Below are 16,485 nucleotides of genomic sequence, written 5' to 3'. Positions count from 1 at the left end.
CAATTTTTGTATCTCAGTCACACCCAATTTTGTCATATATTAAGCAACGGTAACTAACTTATTTTCTTTTAAGGATAAATTCAACATCCGTTTTCCATTTGTCTATATCTTCAGAAGCGATATATTTTTCTATGAATTTCACTAATTCTTCTGAAGAAGCGGTTAAAACAATGTCTTCGTCTAATCCAATTTTTTCATGCTTAATATTGATTTTATTTGCTTTTAAAAGGGCTTCAAGTTTTTCTGAGGAAAGCCATTTAATACTTATGTTTTCTTTGGAATCTATGTTTAGCTTGACCAAGGCATGGGAGCCGATTAAATGCATTTTGTAGACATCATTTATATGTTTTAGACTTTCGTTATCATCTACTGGGGTAAAATCTAGAAATAGCTGATTCTTAATTTTAAAAGGCACTACAAGAAAAGCGGATTTGGAACTGTCTTTTTCATAATATACATAGTAGCTTATGTTGTTATACTTACTATACTTTTTGTACGATTCCTTATCGAGATCTCGTTCCACTTCCTTAAAAACTTCCAAAAATGATTTTACATTCCAAACACCATTTTCCTGATCTACCCAATTACCTTCAAATTTTGGTTCGTAAAAAAGCACATCATTTGTATAGAAAGGATACAGAGAATTTACAATGCAAGAGGTCAACAATAGTGCAAATACGGTAAATAAAAAAAAGGATTTAATTGTTTTCATGATATTCAGATTTTAAGATTCTGAATTAAAAGTAAGTTAATGGTTATCATCATTATAATTATTTCGTCAAACATGGTGGTTCAGGAGGCAAACACTTATAGGCACAATATGCTAGTCTCAAGACAATTTTAGGTAAAACATCATCATCTAACCCCTTTTGGCTATTTTTTTTTATCTAATACATGCGCTGTTTTAATATTTTTCCAATAAGATTTCGTTAAAATGGAGTGGAGGGTTGTCAATAGCAAAATGTTTATACCCTTCTTTATAGCAAGAAATATGATCGACTTTTTTCATCTGTGATTCTTTAATGGTCACGCAAGTTTCTCCAGTGCCATCTGTTTCTTCATAGCCAAATTGCGCATAACCACACCCTCCATACATACAATCAAAATCCCCTTCTAAAAAAACTCTGGCGCCACTAATAAGAATATTTGTTCCTTTTTCTTTAACCACAAAGCATCTTGATACTAAAACATCTTCCTCTTCTTTATCATCACCAGAACATCCATTGTTCAAAAAAAGAATCACTAGTAATATTTTGTAAAACATTAAATTAATTCTCATGTTCTATATGTTAAGTTAATTACTTATGTCAATCATGGTCTCAACTGCGTATGGAGGCATACAAATCAAGCTCACGTACATTTTTTGGAAATGTATAAACTCTACCTACACCTTTCGTACCGCGCTTTAGAGTTGGAAAGAACTAATCTTTTTTCATTTTAAAACCCAACCGGTTTTCAAGTTTTATACGTTCCCATTAACCTATCCCAAAAAGTAAAATATAATCCAAAATTGTATTTAGAATTTCGATGATGTACATCGTGGTCTAAAGGTGTATTTTGAAATTTAAATAGTTTTAATTGTTTTATGTTATAACCTAAATGTACAAACGTATCATAAAAAATCATCCAGGTAATAAAAATCACCAATGACCAATTATGCCAAGGGATTGTAAAAATAATGATAGGTATAATACCCATGGTTAAAACAGATTCAAAAGGATGAAATGCAAATGCACTCCAAGGCGAAGGGTTTTTAAATTTATGGTGCAACAAATGGGTGTATTTAAATATGGCGTTATGATGCATTAGTCTGTGTATCCAATACGAATAGGTATCGTGCATAATTATCATAATAAAAACACTAAACACAAAATAGACATTTCCAAACTCATCAATATTTGTATAATTTTGGGTATAACCATTTTTAAGCCAATTCAAAAATAGCCAAATACCAGAACTGTACACACAAAATGTAATTAACGAGTATTTTACCTCTAAAACAACTTGGCTTACGCTTGGTTGCTTCTTTTGTATTTTATAACCCCTATATTTATCCTTGCCTATTACATACAACCATAAATAAGGAATTCCAGCAACAAAAAAATAACGCAATGTCAATACAGACATTAATAACAACCATAACTTAAAAGCAGATAATTCTAACAATTTCTCCATAACGACCTTATTTAATACGTTGGACAGCCTTGTTTCGTCATATTATTTAATTGGGAGTCAAAATCATCATCCAGTATATTTCCTGAACTAGTATGACAGAATGTACATGCATTGATATTGCCATCAGTATCGACATAAATACTCCTATTACCTCCTGCGAAACACCCTTGGCGTCTTTGGTAATAACCATGATAATTTATAATTGGAAAATCCAAATAGTCATTGGAAAAATTCATTTTAACGTAAAAGGATTCCAATATTTGGGTGTGCTTTTGGGTTAAGCTTACATCTTTATTTTTGTAATGACCAACTGCTTTTGGCTCTAAAAATTGAACAAAGTGTACTCCTGTTTCTTTGGCTAATTGCATATAGGCGGTAAGGTTTTTTTCTGTAACAAAGTCTTTGGTTACACACACTGAAAAAGCCACAACCAAATTGTTATCAATAGCATTTTTAGCTCCATTAATTGCCCAATAATAAGCATCTTTAAACTTTCTAAATTCATTATGCATGGTCTCTTCATAATGATCTAAACTTATAAATACCCCTGTAAGCCCTACATCTTTTAATTTTTTGGCGTTTTCCGCTGTAAGCTTAAATCCCGAAGTGTTTATCCAAAAATTTGAAGTCGTATTATATTTCTTTAGTGCACTTACCAAAACATCCATTCTAAGCATCGGCTCCCCTCCTGTTAAATGAATTTGACCAGTACCAAGCACTTGAAGTTTTTCAATAATATTGGAGATGTCCTCTTGGTCAAGTACATCTTTTTGGTTTAGAATGTCCCAAGTATAACAATGGTCGCACTGTAATGCACACTTTTTTGTTATCGCCAAATGCACATGGTTAAACCTTAATGTGTTTTGCTTAACAGGCTTAAAGTGGTTCAATTCCGAAGCTATAAAACACCTGTAAATTACATCGTTCCACCCTGGTGTATATAGCCCCATATAATATTTACTTCCGACCTTCACCATTTTTTTTAGCTTATAATCCCCTAAAAACTTTTTCCGTAATTGTATTAAATACTTTATTCCAAGTATCCAATCTTTAGGATTAGTGTAATTCATCATAAGAACATACAGAAGGGTTAATCGAATTCGAAATAAAGCCCAACTTTTTAAAACCCCATGAAGTACCTTAACCGACAATTCATCATTTGTAACTTCTTCAAACTTGTCCAAACTTTCAGATGAAATCGGTATGATATTGGCTTCTAATGTTACATGTTCATTCATAATAAGCCAATTCGTTTACATTAAAATTCACAAAGTCGAAATAACGTTTTTCTGAAAATTGGGTAAAAGCATGATCCTTTTTAAACGATTTTAAAGTCTCAAAATCTGGTATTCCTTTATAATCCCTAATATAATTATAATACCCCCTATTTTTCAAGAAAAAGGACTGTTTCGATTCTGGTTTAGGTTCTTTAACTTTAAAGGTCACAGTAACCTCATCCCCTATATTAGGCTGTACAAGATAGTTTTGGTCATGTTTTGTTATTAGCTTGGTGACTTCTTCCCCGTTCTGATCGATGGCTTCATAAGGACTAATGTATTCGGGTGTTAAATCGACATTTTCAGAGAAATCCATTCCAACATAATCAACTTCCCAGAACATAAATCCCGTTTCCAATTTTATTTGAACATTGCCTTGTACTACTTCGTTTAATGGAATCGGCACTACTAAATCCCTCATAGCCATTGGGCCTACGGTGCTAATTCGTTCTATCAATTTCCAACCATTAGTCGTTTTTAGATAAACCGACAACGGAATATGCTGTTTATTTGCCCAGGCCCTAATACTATCATTGGACACCTTTTGTTGTTTCTTTTGAAATGTATTATAGTACTGTCCAAATTGTTCATTAAACTTTCCAAAGGCATAATCCAGCCAAACCGAATTTTTGGTGGTTAAGTATAGCTTCATTTGTTTGGCATGATTTGGTTTTGCAAAATCCAAAACAATGTGCCTAGTGCTATTTTCTGTTTTTAATGTTGTGTTAAAAGCATAAAAATCGCCATCTTTCTCTAAAGCTGGTTCAATGCTTTTTAAACCATCATCTAAAGTAACTTCTCGGGGAGCAATAATGTTTTTGAATGTTTGTAATTTTCCTTGGCTATCTAAAAGCACCTCAACATCCTCATCATGGATAAACCTAACCAATTGAACAACGTCCGTATATTGAATTTCCTTTAAATAGTTTGTTATTTTAAGTACATACTCATCATTTTCAAGTTCACAGGGCGGTAATTGCAAATAATCATCTTTTTGCATATTTGGAGTTATAGTGCCTGGATATAGTTCTCCAATAAAATAGTATTCTTCTCCATTTTTAACATATACAAAAGGACACGAAGATTTTAAAGCGGCATATAGAAGTGCTGCAACAAATATAGTCCCCACCGTACCCAACAATACATTAGCAACCGCCCGACCCGTATTTTTATCGTTAACTGAAATTCTGTTAATTTCCGACAAAGGGATGCTTACCATTTGATAGTTTTCATAGTTGTAGTTGTTTTTTAAATAAAAATGGACTTCGTTTAAAGGTTGTAATTTTTTTGGATTATATCTATGAGTCCGCTTACTGTCCCTTGTTGACAAATTTTGAGAAAGTGTATCATTTGATTTTTTACTCTTTTTCGTTCTATTAATAGTTTTCTTGCCTACAAATTGGTGTTCTTTAGACACTGGTTTTAGCGTTCCTTTTATGGTTTGGTCATCTTCGCTAATTACCATGTCACTTATGTGCCATTGTAATGCATCAAAATGGAGTATTACATACTTATCGGCTTTGTTAAACTCATTAACTCCGGTTGATATTTCCTCCTGTGTAGTTGCAACATTTCTAACATTGTAATAAGAGCACGATATAGAAAAACATAAAATGGTTAATATCAAAAAAGTTGAAATAAAAACAGATTGCTTTCGGCTTAACCTTAACGAAATATAGGAGCGACTAAAAAAAGGGTTTAAAGGTTTCATATTAATGTTATTATGGGTTGTTTTAAAATATTATCTGACTTATTAAGTTAACACTTAAAATTGAAGAGTTTTGACCTAAGTTGAAGTTTGCATTAGGGTTTATACCAATTGCAAAATGTTTACTTAAATAAAAATTAGCTTTTATTCTAAACGGAAAACCTACATTACCCCAAGTTTCAATAGTCCCAGATGAATATTCCTCTTTGGTTTGAAAATAACCAATACCAAAATGCCCTTCCAGGACAAACCCTTTATTGCTTATCAACTCCTTCCCAGCGGTAATATTAAACTCAGAATAATTTGCTTGTTTGTAGGGAATTGGGTCTACAAGCCCAAAACCTAAATAAAATGAAAAGATGTATTCATCTAACCTAAGTGCTACATCCCCACTCAAGTTTATTTGGGTTTGCTTATCGGGTTCGTTTGCAAATGACACATTACCATAATCACCATATACACCGCCCGAAGATAAAAACCCAAAATAGCCAACTCCAAAACTTAAAGAAAGCCTAGGCTCTTCCTCTTGTTGAGCTGAGCTAAAAAATGTCATGAATAGTATAAAAGCAGTAACCCTCACATTAAATTTTACATGTTTCATTTTTAATTGTTTTTTTAATGATACTTTTCATGTGCCTGTCGATGGTTAGAATTTGCTTCAAATTTTATATTGCAAACCAATACTAAGTGCCAAGATGGATGATGTGAATGTGTTGAAATTAATACTAGGGTTTAGTACTAGAGAAAAATGATCACTGAAATAAATGTTTCCCTTTAAACGCAGGGGAACACCAAACTCACCTGATGTTTTATTATCGTTAATGGACACACTTGTATTAAATAAAATATATCCCGCGCCAATGTGCCCTTCTACACCTAACCAATCATTTAACATCCATTCTTTTCCAATGGTTAAATAACTTCCAAAGTAAGATTGATCATATATTCCTAAAAAGCCTACATCTAAACCATAATCAAAGTATGCAGAAAGAATAATATTATTTAGACTAAATCCTACATCTGCATTAAAACATATACCAAAAAAGTCTGATTCAATATCATTATCACCAAGGGATTCAAAATATCCAATATCTAAACTGACGCTCCTAAATTTAAATTTAGATGCTTCTTGGCTATAACTTGTTGCTACAACCATAACAAAAAAGAGAGACAAAGTCAGTTGTTTAAACTTTATATTGTTTATCATATCAATAATGCTTACCGTTTTCTATTAAATCTTTACATACTCTCCGTAATAATGGGCAGACTCATCTACTTCTCCGCATATTTCATCATCGTATTGCCCTAGCTTTAAGGTATTCCCAATAATCTCAAAAAAAGTAATCTCAATATCACCAGAACCGTTCTCGGTCACTATTAATTTATCATTAACTATTTCCCAGGTACCACTAGACGTACCATCATCTTCACAAATGTCATTATACTCATAGAAATAAGTTTCTGTCCACGTACCATTCTCTCTAACAGTTAATCTGCCTGTTTGTTCACATGCTGTATAATTTTCTATATCGGTTCCACTAGAGCAGACATAAACAGATTTGATTGGCTTCCATATTCCTATGAATAAACTGGAATCAGATTCCGTATTGTTGTCATCATTAGAGCTACACCCAAAAACTACAAATAAGGAGAGCAGTAGTATTGTTTTAATTACATTTTTCATATTATCCTGATTTATGGTTATCGAAATTGAAAAGTAAAAAGGGAAAGCTATACTTCAAAAGTATATTTAAAAAGACCAGAGGGCTTTAACTAATTAATCAAAGTGTAGGAGTATTAATGCATGCCAATATCCAATTGGTAGTATTCTTGCATATTAAGAGATGAGACAATCCTTTACATAGTATCCATTTAACCTATGTCGCTTGGCGATTTACCAAACTCATCCTTATAGGCACGGCTAAACCAGGAAGGGTCGTTGAAGCCTACTTCATAGGCTATCTCCGAAATGGTTTTATTAGAGTTTTGTATCAGTAATTTAGCTTTATTTAGCCTTATAGATCTAATAAATACAGCTGTAGATCGGTTTGTAGTAGCCTTAATTTTTCTATAGAGTTGAGATTCACTTAAATTTAATTTACTTGCCAGTTTGGATGGCCCAAATTCTGTATCGTCAATACACTCACTAACCACATCAACAACTTTTTTTATGAATATTGTTTGTGGGGTTTTATCCTTTCTGTTAATGAATTCCTTAAAATCTTCTTTAGCAAATTTTTCAATCATTTTCCTTCTAACACCTACCAATTGATCTATCCTTGTAAAAAGTTCCTGTTTGTTAAAAGGCTTTACCAAGTAAGCATCTGCACCATAGCTTAGACCTTCAATCCTATCTTTATTTGTAGCTTTTGCTGTAAGCAATATAATGGGTATGTGATTGGTTATTATTTCAGATTTTAAAGTTTTGCATACTTCAAAACCATCTTTTTTTGGCATCATGACATCGCTTATTATAATATCTGGAATAAATTTTAACGCCAGTTTTATGCCTTCTTCACCATCTTGGGCGCAAAGTATGTTATATTTAGTTTCCAAACACCCTTTTAAATAATAAGCAACGTCTTCGTTGTCTTCAATAATTAATGCTATTGCCGATTTATCATTTAGATCCAATCCCAGATTAGTATTTAAACCTTTGCCTTTTTCCTGTGTATTGAGTTTCGTTTTAATTGGCTCTTCTACAGAGGCCCTTAATTTAGCTTCATTTTTTATTGGGAGCTTTATTATAAACTCGCTGCCCTCATGTTCTTTGCTATTTACTTTTATGTCCCCTTCCATAAGTTCCACCAACTCTTTGGTTAACGCCAAACCTATGCCTGTACCATTGAATTGATTGGTTGTACTTTGACTTACTTGATAGAACTTTTCAAAAACATTAGGTAAATCTTTTTCGGGTATTCCCACACCTGAATCTACAACCTTTAAATGCAATAAATTATTTTCCGTCTTTTTTAAATGGCAAATTACCTGTCCATTCTCTGGTGTGAATTTAATAGCATTAACTATAAGATTTGTTAAAATGGTCGAAAGCTTTTCACTATCAAAATCCATTAGCAAAGTATCTATCTCTGAATAAAAGGTATATTTTATTCGTTTTTCTTCAGCTAAGGATTCAAAACTCTCAAAAACATATTTTATAAAGCCAACCACATTGTCCTGAACCAAATCCAACGGCATTCCTGCATTTTCCAATTTGGCAAGATCCAGCATATTATTTACCATTTTAAGCAAAATCCCTGCATTGTGCTTTATAAGCCTTAAAGGCTTTTTCTCCCTAATGTTAAACTTTGAACCTATCTCATCGACCATACCCAAAATAACAGTAACAGGTGTTCTAAATTCATGCGTAATATTGATATATAAAGAACTTTTTAAACCATCAATTTGCATTAATCTTTTGGTTTCCTCTAAAGCCAATTTTCTGGACAGCTGAAACTGGTAAAACCAATACGCCAATGCTATTATTACCAAAGCATAAGTCAAAAATGCCAAATGGGAAGACCACCATGGAGACTTTACTCTAATTTTTAGAGTAAGTGGTTCCTGGTTCCATTCCTCTCCGCGGGAAAAGCCATTAACCTGGAGCATGTACTCTCCTTTGGGAAGACTTAAAAACTGTATGGTATTGTTATTTAAAAAATTCCAGTGATTATCTAAGGGCAACAATTTATATGCAAATTGAACATTCTTATCAAAACGAAAATCCTTGGACGAAAATTTCAAATTGAAAGGGAACAGGTCATGTTTAAACGTTAGCTTTTGTGTTTTTTCCAACACCTTCCCCAACACACCGTTATTGGTGTCAACTCCAATAATTTCATCCTTAATTTGTAATTGGGAAAAATATAATGGTTTGGGTTTGTCCAATGCGATAACATCGTTGGGATGAAAATAAGTAACCCCATCTACACCTCCCATATAAATGTTCCCTTCATTATCCCTAAACCTTGCATGGGTGTCAAATTCCCTACCCTGAATGTTATCTAGAACAGAAAAATGTGAAAACTTTTGGTTATGCGTGTCAAACTTAACTAACCCATCGTTAGTTCCTATCCATAAATTGTCATCCAAATCGTCTTGAATACTATATATTAAATCATTAGGGAATTGATTTTGGGCTGTCCATGCATAAAACACTTCTTTTTCCAAAAGCCCTAAACCATTTCTGGTACCAATCCACACCCTGTCTTGGCTATCTATTAAAATATCATTTATGGCATTGTGAGGAAGGGTTTGGGCAGTAGTAGCATCGCTTTTAAAGTTCTCGAACTTTATCCTTTGGTATGTTTTGTCAAATACTATGTTGGACATGCCATGTTGAGTTCCAACCCAAATAGTATTGTTTTTATCAATTTCCAAACAATTAACCTCATTATTGATCAATGCATTTTCATTTCCATCACCAGAAACATATCTTATAATTTCATAAGTACCATTCTCGTAGTATTCCAACCTAAAAATACCATGTTCGTGTGTGGCGCCCCAAAGATTATTATTACAATCTAAAACCAAATCCTTTAAAAAATTGGAGTTTATAGAATTAGGATTTGAAGGGGTGTGGTAAAAATTCACAAATTCAGGATTATTAGGATTAAACCCCTTTAACTTTAATAAACTCAAACCTCTAGTTGTGGCAAACCACATACGCTGGTTAACGGTATCATGAACTATAGCTCTGACAACTGAGCCCGCAATGCTTGAAGGATTGTTTTTGTTGTCAATGTAATAATATACACTATCCTTGGTCTTCAAATTGAGCCCTCCATCTGATGTTCCTATCCATAGGTTGTCATCTTTGTAGATTGAAAAAATAACATTGTCATTTAGGATATTCAATCCTTTTTTGTTCTTGGAAATATTATTAAAAACCGGTTCTTTGAACTCTAAACATGTAAGTTCGTTAGCAGTACCCACGTACAATAATGTTGGTGACAGCTTAAGTAAAGATTGTACAGTGTTATTACTTAAACTATTACCTATGGTTTCCTTGTATTCAATTTTCTTTATAACTTTTAGATTTGAATGATTATATAGGTATAGGCCACGACCGGTTGCAACCCATAAATTAGTATCATCTTCTTTTAGAAAATCGACCACATGCATGGTTTTAAAATTTCCGGTTTCCTCCAATTCTATAGACTCTGTGTTTTGTGTCTCGAAGTCGTACACAAAAAATCCATCATAACTTCCTATAAACAAAAGATTACCTGTCCTAAAAAAACACTGCACATTTCCAACGATGTTAAACTCTACTATGGATTTACTGAATTTGTCATCATAACCATAAACTTTACCGTTTAAACTCCCAACCCACAATAATCCCATTTCATCATAATATAGACTTGTAATGGTTTGCCCCAAGAGTAACTTTTTTACTGTATGTTTATTTCCGTCAGAATCTTTTATTAGATAGAGCCCTTTGTTGGCTGTGGACACTATTGCATCGCTATTTTTTTTTATTACAACTCCTGAAATGGTTTCATCTTCAAAATCAAATGCAAGGGTAATTCTCTTAAAAATATTTTTTTCAGGATAAAAAATATTGAGACCGTTACCTTTCGTTCCTATATAAAGCTCACCTTTATGACCTCTAGTTATTTTTGTAATGTAATTCCCTGAAATTGAAGTAGAATCTTTAGAATTATGTTTATAAATTTTAAAAGAATTTCCGTCATATCTATTCAAACCATCAGCAGTCCCTATCCATACAAAACCATCATCAACGACCATATCGTTAACAGAAACTTGAGACATTCCATCATCAATAGAAAGATATTCTACTCTAGGGTCAACAATTTGAGACAAGGTAGAAAGGCTAACTAAAAGACATAAAACAATAATAACGATCCTATTATTTGTTAGCATTAAAAAGATCTTTTTGTAACAAGTTCATTTATATAAATATATAAAAAGTCCTGCAAGAGTTACTTAAATAACAAAAAATAAAGAACTGATTTCTAATTAGGGTCTCAAACCCTGCAATTTCATTACAACAATTTAGTTATTGTTATTAAGTAACATTTCCTTTTTTAAGGCCTATAAGTTAATGGCATATTAAGTATCCGCTCAAAGCAAGTAATGATTACATATGTTATTTGTACAAGGGTAAATATTGTTAAAAATTACCTTCGTTTAGCAAAAAGATGTAAAATTTACTCATGTCAACTTTAATTGAGAAGCCCGAACTTAAGCCCACTTCATCGGAATTCCATTATTGCATTTAGTTTCACTTTCTGATAGTCCCCGATTCTTCATATATATCTGCTATTAATGGTCCTAGACATTAAAACCCCCAGTCTATAATGGTTTTTGGTTTTCTTAAAAGATTTGCTCGATATACCATAATATATTTAATTTATTATGAGCTCTATTTTCTCCATCAACATTTTAAAGCGTTCTTCGCGAATTAATGGATGTATGTGCATGGCTAAAATTTCCTCGGCCTGTGGATGGTTTTTAATAGTTTTCAATTCCTGTTTAATGTATAGTTGTAACGTTTCTTCGCTTGTTAGTATTTCCTCCACGATTGTGGTTCTGTTGTCCAATAAATAGATTATGTCCTCGAAATCGTGGCTGCCATAAAAATCATTTTTACCCCGGTCTTTAAAGGCTTCTAATTTGGTTGCCAGGAAATAGGGGGAAGGTAATAGATTTATGGATATGCCTTCAGGTAGTTCTATTTGTTGTATAAATTGGAAACCCGGTTTGTACCATGCATTTGAAACACCAATACTACTGTCTTCTGCCGGCATGATGTCAATAGCAATACCTTGGAATTTATAGGAGCATATGGATTGACCTTGCGGGTCAGGAGAAAACCCAAGTTCTGCTAGTCTTTCTTGCATTTGAGCCCATTCAGAATAATTTGCCAAATTGATGGTCATGTCAATGTCAGTAGTTGGACGAATTTCCTCAGCTGCTGGGTCATCAGTATATAAACTGATTACAGCACCACCAATAAAAACCATTTTTTCGTTCAGCTCTTTTAACCCTTTCGCAACTTGGGCAACTAATGCAAGATTGATGGCTTTGTTATGCATTTTGTATTCTCTTTTCCAGTTCTTTTTTTGCTATTTCTTTTTCTCTAGCTCTTCCCACCCTTATGGCATCAACCAATGTTAGTAACTCATACAGCTCTTTATCCTTTAATGAGGCTTCTACAACAGTATTGTATAATGGTTCTATGGCTTGACCTCGTTCTTGTCCTTTGGCATAGGGCCAAACATATTTATCATTGGCGTGGATTATGTTATTTAAAGGCTCCGCTGAATGTGCAGTTAACATGCCTCTTACAATGGGGCCTGGGTGCTGTGGAAAAGCATAGGCTATACCATGCATCAAGAATTCTTTAAATGCTAATTTATTTACTTTTTTTCTTGTACCATCAATTAAGCCCGCATATTTAGAACGGTTTAAGGATTGGCTTACTTCCGACTGGCTTATTCCCAATTCTTGGGCAATCGTGTGATGGAACCATGATTGTTTACCTAAAGCTATTATTTTCAGGAGTATTACGATGTCTTGAGGCTTCAAATTGTTTCTGGATTGTTGCATATATTTCATATTGCGATATGCAATATTACATATTAAATAATTAATAAACAATGTTTTAATTAAATATATTTGATATTGCGATATGCAATATAAGATTGTTTCGAAACGCTTGTTTAGTTCCAAATATGGTTAATTATAGGGACAAAACTAATTTCATAACGATTCTCTACATACCTTTTATATTTCGTATGTATTAGTCCCACTTCCTGACATTTTAAATTTCACATAGTTTTTCAATCCACTTCCGAGCCATCACTGTCCTACTTTTTTTGACAGCAAAACAACAACATTCATTCTTGGACAACGGCATAAAGCCAGGGGCGCACACGCCCCTTTTTTATACGTCTTACCAAGCCTGAATATTGGATCACACCAAGCATCAAAAAAAGATAACAGCTGAAGGCTCTACGGGAAGTAAATCAAAATACCTGACCATGAAATCATATCAAAATATCCAAAAAGGAAGTGGCACTAAAAAAAATCAAAAAAGAAAAACGCTTCTGGATACAATAAGTAAATCACTGAATATTAATCCTGTCTACTTTTTAGTAGATGCTAAATCAATTTAATTATGGGAACATTAAAGAACCATGTACAGTTAATCGGAAACGTAGGACAAGACCCAACGGTTACAACTTTGGAAAACGGAAAGACAGTAGCAAAATTTCCATTGGCGACCAATGAACATTACAAGAATGCCAAAGGAGAAAAACAGACCGATACGGATTGGCACAATATCGTGGCTTGGGGCAAAACAGCAAACATTATTGAAAGATATGTGACCAAAGGAAAAGAGGTCGCCATTGCGGGCAAACTGACCTCAAGGAGCTATGAGGACAAGAACGGTACAAAACGCTATGTTACCGAAGTAGTAGCTTCTGAAGTTTTACTGTTAGGCAGTAAGTAAAAAGTAAAGAGGGCACAAAGACCAGTTTTCAATTAGTATGCGCCCTCTTTTCATTATTAATTTCTAAAGAAAGAAACAATGAAAGACAAAGTTAACGAAATAAAAATCAGTTACAAAGATAAAATTTCCCTTTCCAAATCTCCTTCTATCAAAAGTTCAGCCGATGCAGGAAGACTACTTTTTGAGACATGGGACAAGGACACCATAGGCATACAAGAATCCTTTAAGGTGCTGTTATTGAACAACTCCAATAAAATCAAAGGAATTTATCAATTATCGACTGGCAGTATTACTGGCACATTAGTGGATATCCGCATTCTGTTTGCGGTCATCCTAAAATCCCTTTCAGTGGGCGTGATTTTATCGCACTGCCATCCGAGCGGTAAACTGATGCCCAGCGAAGCGGACAAACAGCTCACCGAAAAAATAAAGGATGCAGCTGCTTTTTTCGATGTCAAAGTATTGGACCATATTATTGTTGTTCCAAATGGAGACTATTACAGCTTTTCAGATAACGGATTGTTATAACTTAAAAATTAGAACCATGATTTATTTGAATTATAACAACCTCGATGCAGACACGCAAAACCATTTGCTTTCGGTATCCAAGGAAGATGTAGAAAACAAGTTTGGAAATGATTTGAAGCAATACGCCAAAGAACACCATTTGGATTACGATGCATTATTGGATGAAGAAGCTATTAAAAACCTGTACACGTATCAGTATGTGTTCAATATTTGATAAATGCTATAATGACACCCTACAAGACCTTTGAATTTCGAAGGTCTTTTTATTTGCAAATTATCTAAGACCATTTTGAAAATCTGACGTCCAGATTCACAACATTGGCAAAAATCATTTTTTTTAATGCCAAAACCAACCAATTGAAACCAAACGCCATTTTTGAGTTAGAAACAAATCCTATAAATTTAAAATAAGCGGATTGGGACTAAAAATTAGTACTCCGTTTAGAAAAATTTTGTCACGCTTTGGCGTGACGAAAAGAATAGCAAGAGGGCAATGCGCTAAAGCGACATTGCGTTATTTTAGTTTTTGTAAACAGCTGTAAATCAGTTGTTTAAAATATTTAAAATCATGTTTATTCCTTGGGGTGAACACCAAAATTATGTTAATGCCCTTGGAAACCCGCATAAACACTGGGGTGCATTAACATAATCAAGGAAATAACAATTAAAAAACAAATGAAACGCCGATTTTTAAGTATCAATTTCCATAAGGACACCGTAGAACGGTTCAAGGGTTTTTGCGCCAAGGTTGGCGGATCATATACAGATACCCTGGACCATATGATGGATTTTTTTGATACCTATCAATTGTCACCCATGGAAGATTTTGGCCCAAACATGCGGGGCATGGAGGCCAATATCAAAAAAAGGATCAATGCACTCACCTCAATTGTTAAGGATATCGAAAAGAACCAAACAAGGCCTACCACGGCCATGCTCCAATTGCTGTTCGAACAATCACCATCCAAACCAAAGCAACCCCGTTTGGTGGAGGTCAAACAAGGCAGCAAAACCTCCAAAGACCCTTTTTTTGCCACCTCCATGGAGGCCATCGAGCTCCGAAAGGAAAAGAACGCACTCAAGCGAGACTTAAAAGAAACTAAACAACAGTTCGAGGACATCCTGTTTTCCAGGGTACGTATTGTAAAAAGCAGTTTTGGAAAGCCCAGGCTCCAATTGGATATGGCCTTGGAAGACTATGAAGCCCTTAAAGAAAAAATCAAAAACAGTTAACTATGTACATCTCCATTACCAAACAACATTCGGGCACCACTTTTTCAAAAAGCTGTGGTGATTTTGTGGATTATCTGGAAAAGGAAAACAGGGACAAGTCCCCTGAGCTCCAGGAGCACTTTTTTGACCAGCACAATGATCAGGTATCCGTCAAGCATGTCGTCTGGGATATCGACGGCAATACCGCCAAGCTCAGAAAAAATGAGCCCAAATTTTATTCCCTCACCATAAGCCCAAGCCAAAGGGAACTGAAACATATAGACAATGACCCGGACAAATTACGTCAGTACGTCCGTGAGACCATGAAAGCTTACGCCAGTTCCTTTTACAGGGATGTCCCGGTATCGGTGGACAGCATAAAATACTATGCCAAGATAGAGTACGAACGTACCTATAAAGGTTTTGACAAAGAGATCAAGGAGAACCAGCCTTACAGGGCCAAGATCGTTAAACTGGAACACGACCTTGTAAAGATCAGGAGAGGGGAACTAAAGGGCAATAGCAAAGCGATCCAAAAGAACATTGACAGGCTGAGGGCCGAGGCTCCGCACCACATGGACGGCAAGATGATCGAACAGGGCATGAAAAAACAAGGGTTCCAGACCCATGTGCATATTATTGTCAGCCGTAAGGATGTGACCAACCAACTCAGCCTGTCCCCAGGGAGTTCACATAAGGCCTCAGAAGTCATTTTGAACGGCAATCCCGTAAAACGGGGCTTTGACCGTGATGGTTTTTTTGAAAAGGCAGAAAAGACCTTTGATACCCTGTTCAAATACGACCGGAACTTTGTGGAGCGCTATTCTGCCCATAAAATGTACAGGAAGGATACCTACAAATTCTTTGCGCACCTGATGGCACTTCCAACAAACGAAAAAAGTACAGCCTTTAAGATTATGGGCAAATCCGGAATGCGCATCCCTGACCTTAATATCCCAACCAACCAAGTCCAATTGTGCAAAATTCGGACAAAGTATACCACTAACTTCGGAGCAAAGTGAGCCACCCTTGCCGGTCTAAATTGAGCATAGCTTGCCGGACGAAAGTGAGCCACTAAGAATCGTTTCTATTTGAGTTTACAA

At 34.6% G+C, this 16,485-nt stretch carries 17 protein-coding genes; 6 read left to right on the top strand and 11 right to left on the bottom strand.

Going from position 1 to position 16,485, the window contains the following annotated elements; genetic code table 11:
* Positions 1–58: 58 nt before the first annotated feature.
* The 11 genes from MR062_RS16935 to MR062_RS16885 form a co-directional block, all read right to left on the bottom strand.
* A complete protein-coding gene (locus MR062_RS16935; RefSeq protein WP_242206481.1) occupies positions 59–712 on the bottom strand; it encodes a hypothetical protein in 654 nt (217 codons plus the stop codon).
* Positions 713–904: 192 nt separating this feature from the next.
* Entirely contained in the window at positions 905–1,279 is a 375-nt protein-coding gene (locus MR062_RS16930; protein WP_242206480.1) for a hypothetical protein, read from the bottom strand.
* Positions 1,280–1,455: 176 nt separating this feature from the next.
* Positions 1,456–2,175 (bottom strand): sterol desaturase family protein, encoded by a 720-nt coding sequence (locus MR062_RS16925; RefSeq protein WP_242206478.1) that lies wholly within the window; start codon positions 2,173–2,175, stop codon positions 1,456–1,458.
* Between the two features lie 11 nt (positions 2,176–2,186).
* Positions 2,187–3,413 (bottom strand): radical SAM/SPASM domain-containing protein, encoded by a 1,227-nt coding sequence (locus MR062_RS16920; protein ID WP_242206476.1) that lies wholly within the window; start codon positions 3,411–3,413, stop codon positions 2,187–2,189.
* Positions 3,406–5,163, bottom strand: coding sequence for a hypothetical protein (locus tag MR062_RS16915; RefSeq protein ID WP_242206474.1), 1,758 nt, complete (start codon positions 5,161–5,163; stop codon positions 3,406–3,408). Before MR062_RS16915 ends, MR062_RS16920 begins: the two co-directional genes overlap by 8 nt.
* A gap of 22 nt (positions 5,164–5,185) precedes the next feature.
* Entirely contained in the window at positions 5,186–5,761 is a 576-nt protein-coding gene (locus MR062_RS16910) for a hypothetical protein (protein WP_242206472.1), read from the bottom strand.
* Positions 5,762–5,818: 57 nt separating this feature from the next.
* Positions 5,819–6,367 carry a hypothetical protein gene (locus MR062_RS16905; RefSeq protein WP_242206470.1) on the bottom strand — a complete coding sequence of 183 codons (549 nt, stop codon included), beginning with the start codon at positions 6,365–6,367 and terminating at the stop codon, positions 5,819–5,821.
* A gap of 24 nt (positions 6,368–6,391) precedes the next feature.
* Positions 6,392–6,844 (bottom strand): lipocalin-like domain-containing protein, encoded by a 453-nt coding sequence (locus tag MR062_RS16900; RefSeq protein ID WP_242206468.1) that lies wholly within the window; start codon positions 6,842–6,844, stop codon positions 6,392–6,394.
* Between the two features lie 188 nt (positions 6,845–7,032).
* Positions 7,033–11,046: a hybrid sensor histidine kinase/response regulator transcription factor gene (locus MR062_RS16895; protein WP_242206467.1), complete on the bottom strand. Its 4,014-nt coding sequence runs from the start codon at positions 11,044–11,046 to the stop codon at positions 7,033–7,035.
* Positions 11,047–11,531: 485 nt separating this feature from the next.
* Positions 11,532–12,221 (bottom strand): nucleotidyl transferase AbiEii/AbiGii toxin family protein, encoded by a 690-nt coding sequence (locus MR062_RS16890; RefSeq protein ID WP_242206464.1) that lies wholly within the window; start codon positions 12,219–12,221, stop codon positions 11,532–11,534.
* Positions 12,214–12,735 (bottom strand): hypothetical protein, encoded by a 522-nt coding sequence (locus MR062_RS16885; protein WP_242206462.1) that lies wholly within the window; start codon positions 12,733–12,735, stop codon positions 12,214–12,216. Before MR062_RS16885 ends, MR062_RS16890 begins: the two co-directional genes overlap by 8 nt.
* Before the next feature lie 362 nt (positions 12,736–13,097).
* Here MR062_RS16885 and MR062_RS16880 point away from each other — a divergent pair, with 362 nt between their 5' ends.
* The 6 genes from MR062_RS16880 (at position 13,098) to mobB (ending at position 16,404) form a co-directional block, all read left to right on the top strand.
* Positions 13,098–13,304 (top strand): hypothetical protein, encoded by a 207-nt coding sequence (locus MR062_RS16880; protein ID WP_242206460.1) that lies wholly within the window; start codon positions 13,098–13,100, stop codon positions 13,302–13,304.
* Positions 13,305–13,306: 2 nt separating this feature from the next.
* A complete protein-coding gene (locus MR062_RS16875) occupies positions 13,307–13,642 on the top strand; it encodes a single-stranded DNA-binding protein (RefSeq protein ID WP_242206458.1) in 336 nt (111 codons plus the stop codon).
* Between the two features lie 78 nt (positions 13,643–13,720).
* Positions 13,721–14,170: a JAB domain-containing protein gene (locus MR062_RS16870; RefSeq protein ID WP_242206455.1), complete on the top strand. Its 450-nt coding sequence runs from the start codon at positions 13,721–13,723 to the stop codon at positions 14,168–14,170.
* Positions 14,171–14,186: 16 nt separating this feature from the next.
* Positions 14,187–14,384, top strand: a complete 198-nt coding sequence (locus MR062_RS16865) for a hypothetical protein (protein WP_242206453.1) — start codon at positions 14,187–14,189, stop codon at positions 14,382–14,384.
* 461 nt (positions 14,385–14,845) lie between these two features.
* Positions 14,846–15,403 (top strand): BfmA/BtgA family mobilization protein, encoded by a 558-nt coding sequence (locus MR062_RS16860; protein WP_242206451.1) that lies wholly within the window; start codon positions 14,846–14,848, stop codon positions 15,401–15,403.
* A gap of 2 nt (positions 15,404–15,405) precedes the next feature.
* Positions 15,406–16,404, top strand: coding sequence for a MobB family relaxase (gene mobB / locus MR062_RS16855; RefSeq protein ID WP_242206449.1), 999 nt, complete (start codon positions 15,406–15,408; stop codon positions 16,402–16,404).
* Positions 16,405–16,485: the final 81 nt, after the last annotated feature.

Origin of the sequence: Aestuariivivens insulae (assembly GCF_022662195.1) — a bacterium.
In the GTDB taxonomy this organism is placed as follows: Bacteria; Bacteroidota; Bacteroidia; order Flavobacteriales; family Flavobacteriaceae; genus Aestuariivivens; species Aestuariivivens insulae.
The sequence above is the reverse complement of the archived record's forward strand: the minus strand, read 5'-3'. Positions and strand labels throughout refer to the sequence as shown.

What these genes read in the sequence shown, in the direction of transcription:
- MR062_RS16935 (WP_242206481.1), bottom strand. Translation starts at nt 712, where the DNA reads ATGAAAACAATTAAATCCTTTTTTTTATTTACCGTATTTGCACTATTG.
- MR062_RS16930 (WP_242206480.1), bottom strand. Translation starts at nt 1,279, where the DNA reads ATGAGAATTAATTTAATGTTTTACAAAATATTACTAGTGATTCTTTTT.
- MR062_RS16925 (WP_242206478.1), bottom strand. Translation starts at nt 2,175, where the DNA reads ATGGAGAAATTGTTAGAATTATCTGCTTTTAAGTTATGGTTGTTATTA.
- MR062_RS16920 (WP_242206476.1), bottom strand. Translation starts at nt 3,413, where the DNA reads ATGAATGAACATGTAACATTAGAAGCCAATATCATACCGATTTCATCT.
- MR062_RS16915 (WP_242206474.1), bottom strand. Translation starts at nt 5,163, where the DNA reads ATGAAACCTTTAAACCCTTTTTTTAGTCGCTCCTATATTTCGTTAAGG.
- MR062_RS16910 (WP_242206472.1), bottom strand. Translation starts at nt 5,761, where the DNA reads ATGAAACATGTAAAATTTAATGTGAGGGTTACTGCTTTTATACTATTC.
- MR062_RS16905 (WP_242206470.1), bottom strand. Translation starts at nt 6,367, where the DNA reads ATGATAAACAATATAAAGTTTAAACAACTGACTTTGTCTCTCTTTTTT.
- MR062_RS16900 (WP_242206468.1), bottom strand. Translation starts at nt 6,844, where the DNA reads ATGAAAAATGTAATTAAAACAATACTACTGCTCTCCTTATTTGTAGTT.
- MR062_RS16895 (WP_242206467.1), bottom strand. Translation starts at nt 11,046, where the DNA reads ATGCTAACAAATAATAGGATCGTTATTATTGTTTTATGTCTTTTAGTT.
- MR062_RS16890 (WP_242206464.1), bottom strand. Translation starts at nt 12,221, where the DNA reads ATGCATAACAAAGCCATCAATCTTGCATTAGTTGCCCAAGTTGCGAAA.
- MR062_RS16885 (WP_242206462.1), bottom strand. Translation starts at nt 12,735, where the DNA reads ATGCAACAATCCAGAAACAATTTGAAGCCTCAAGACATCGTAATACTC.
- MR062_RS16875 (WP_242206458.1), top strand. Translation starts at nt 13,307, where the DNA reads ATGGGAACATTAAAGAACCATGTACAGTTAATCGGAAACGTAGGACAA.
- MR062_RS16870 (WP_242206455.1), top strand. Translation starts at nt 13,721, where the DNA reads ATGAAAGACAAAGTTAACGAAATAAAAATCAGTTACAAAGATAAAATT.
- MR062_RS16865 (WP_242206453.1), top strand. Translation starts at nt 14,187, where the DNA reads ATGATTTATTTGAATTATAACAACCTCGATGCAGACACGCAAAACCAT.
- MR062_RS16860 (WP_242206451.1), top strand. Translation starts at nt 14,846, where the DNA reads ATGAAACGCCGATTTTTAAGTATCAATTTCCATAAGGACACCGTAGAA.
- mobB (WP_242206449.1), top strand. Translation starts at nt 15,406, where the DNA reads ATGTACATCTCCATTACCAAACAACATTCGGGCACCACTTTTTCAAAA.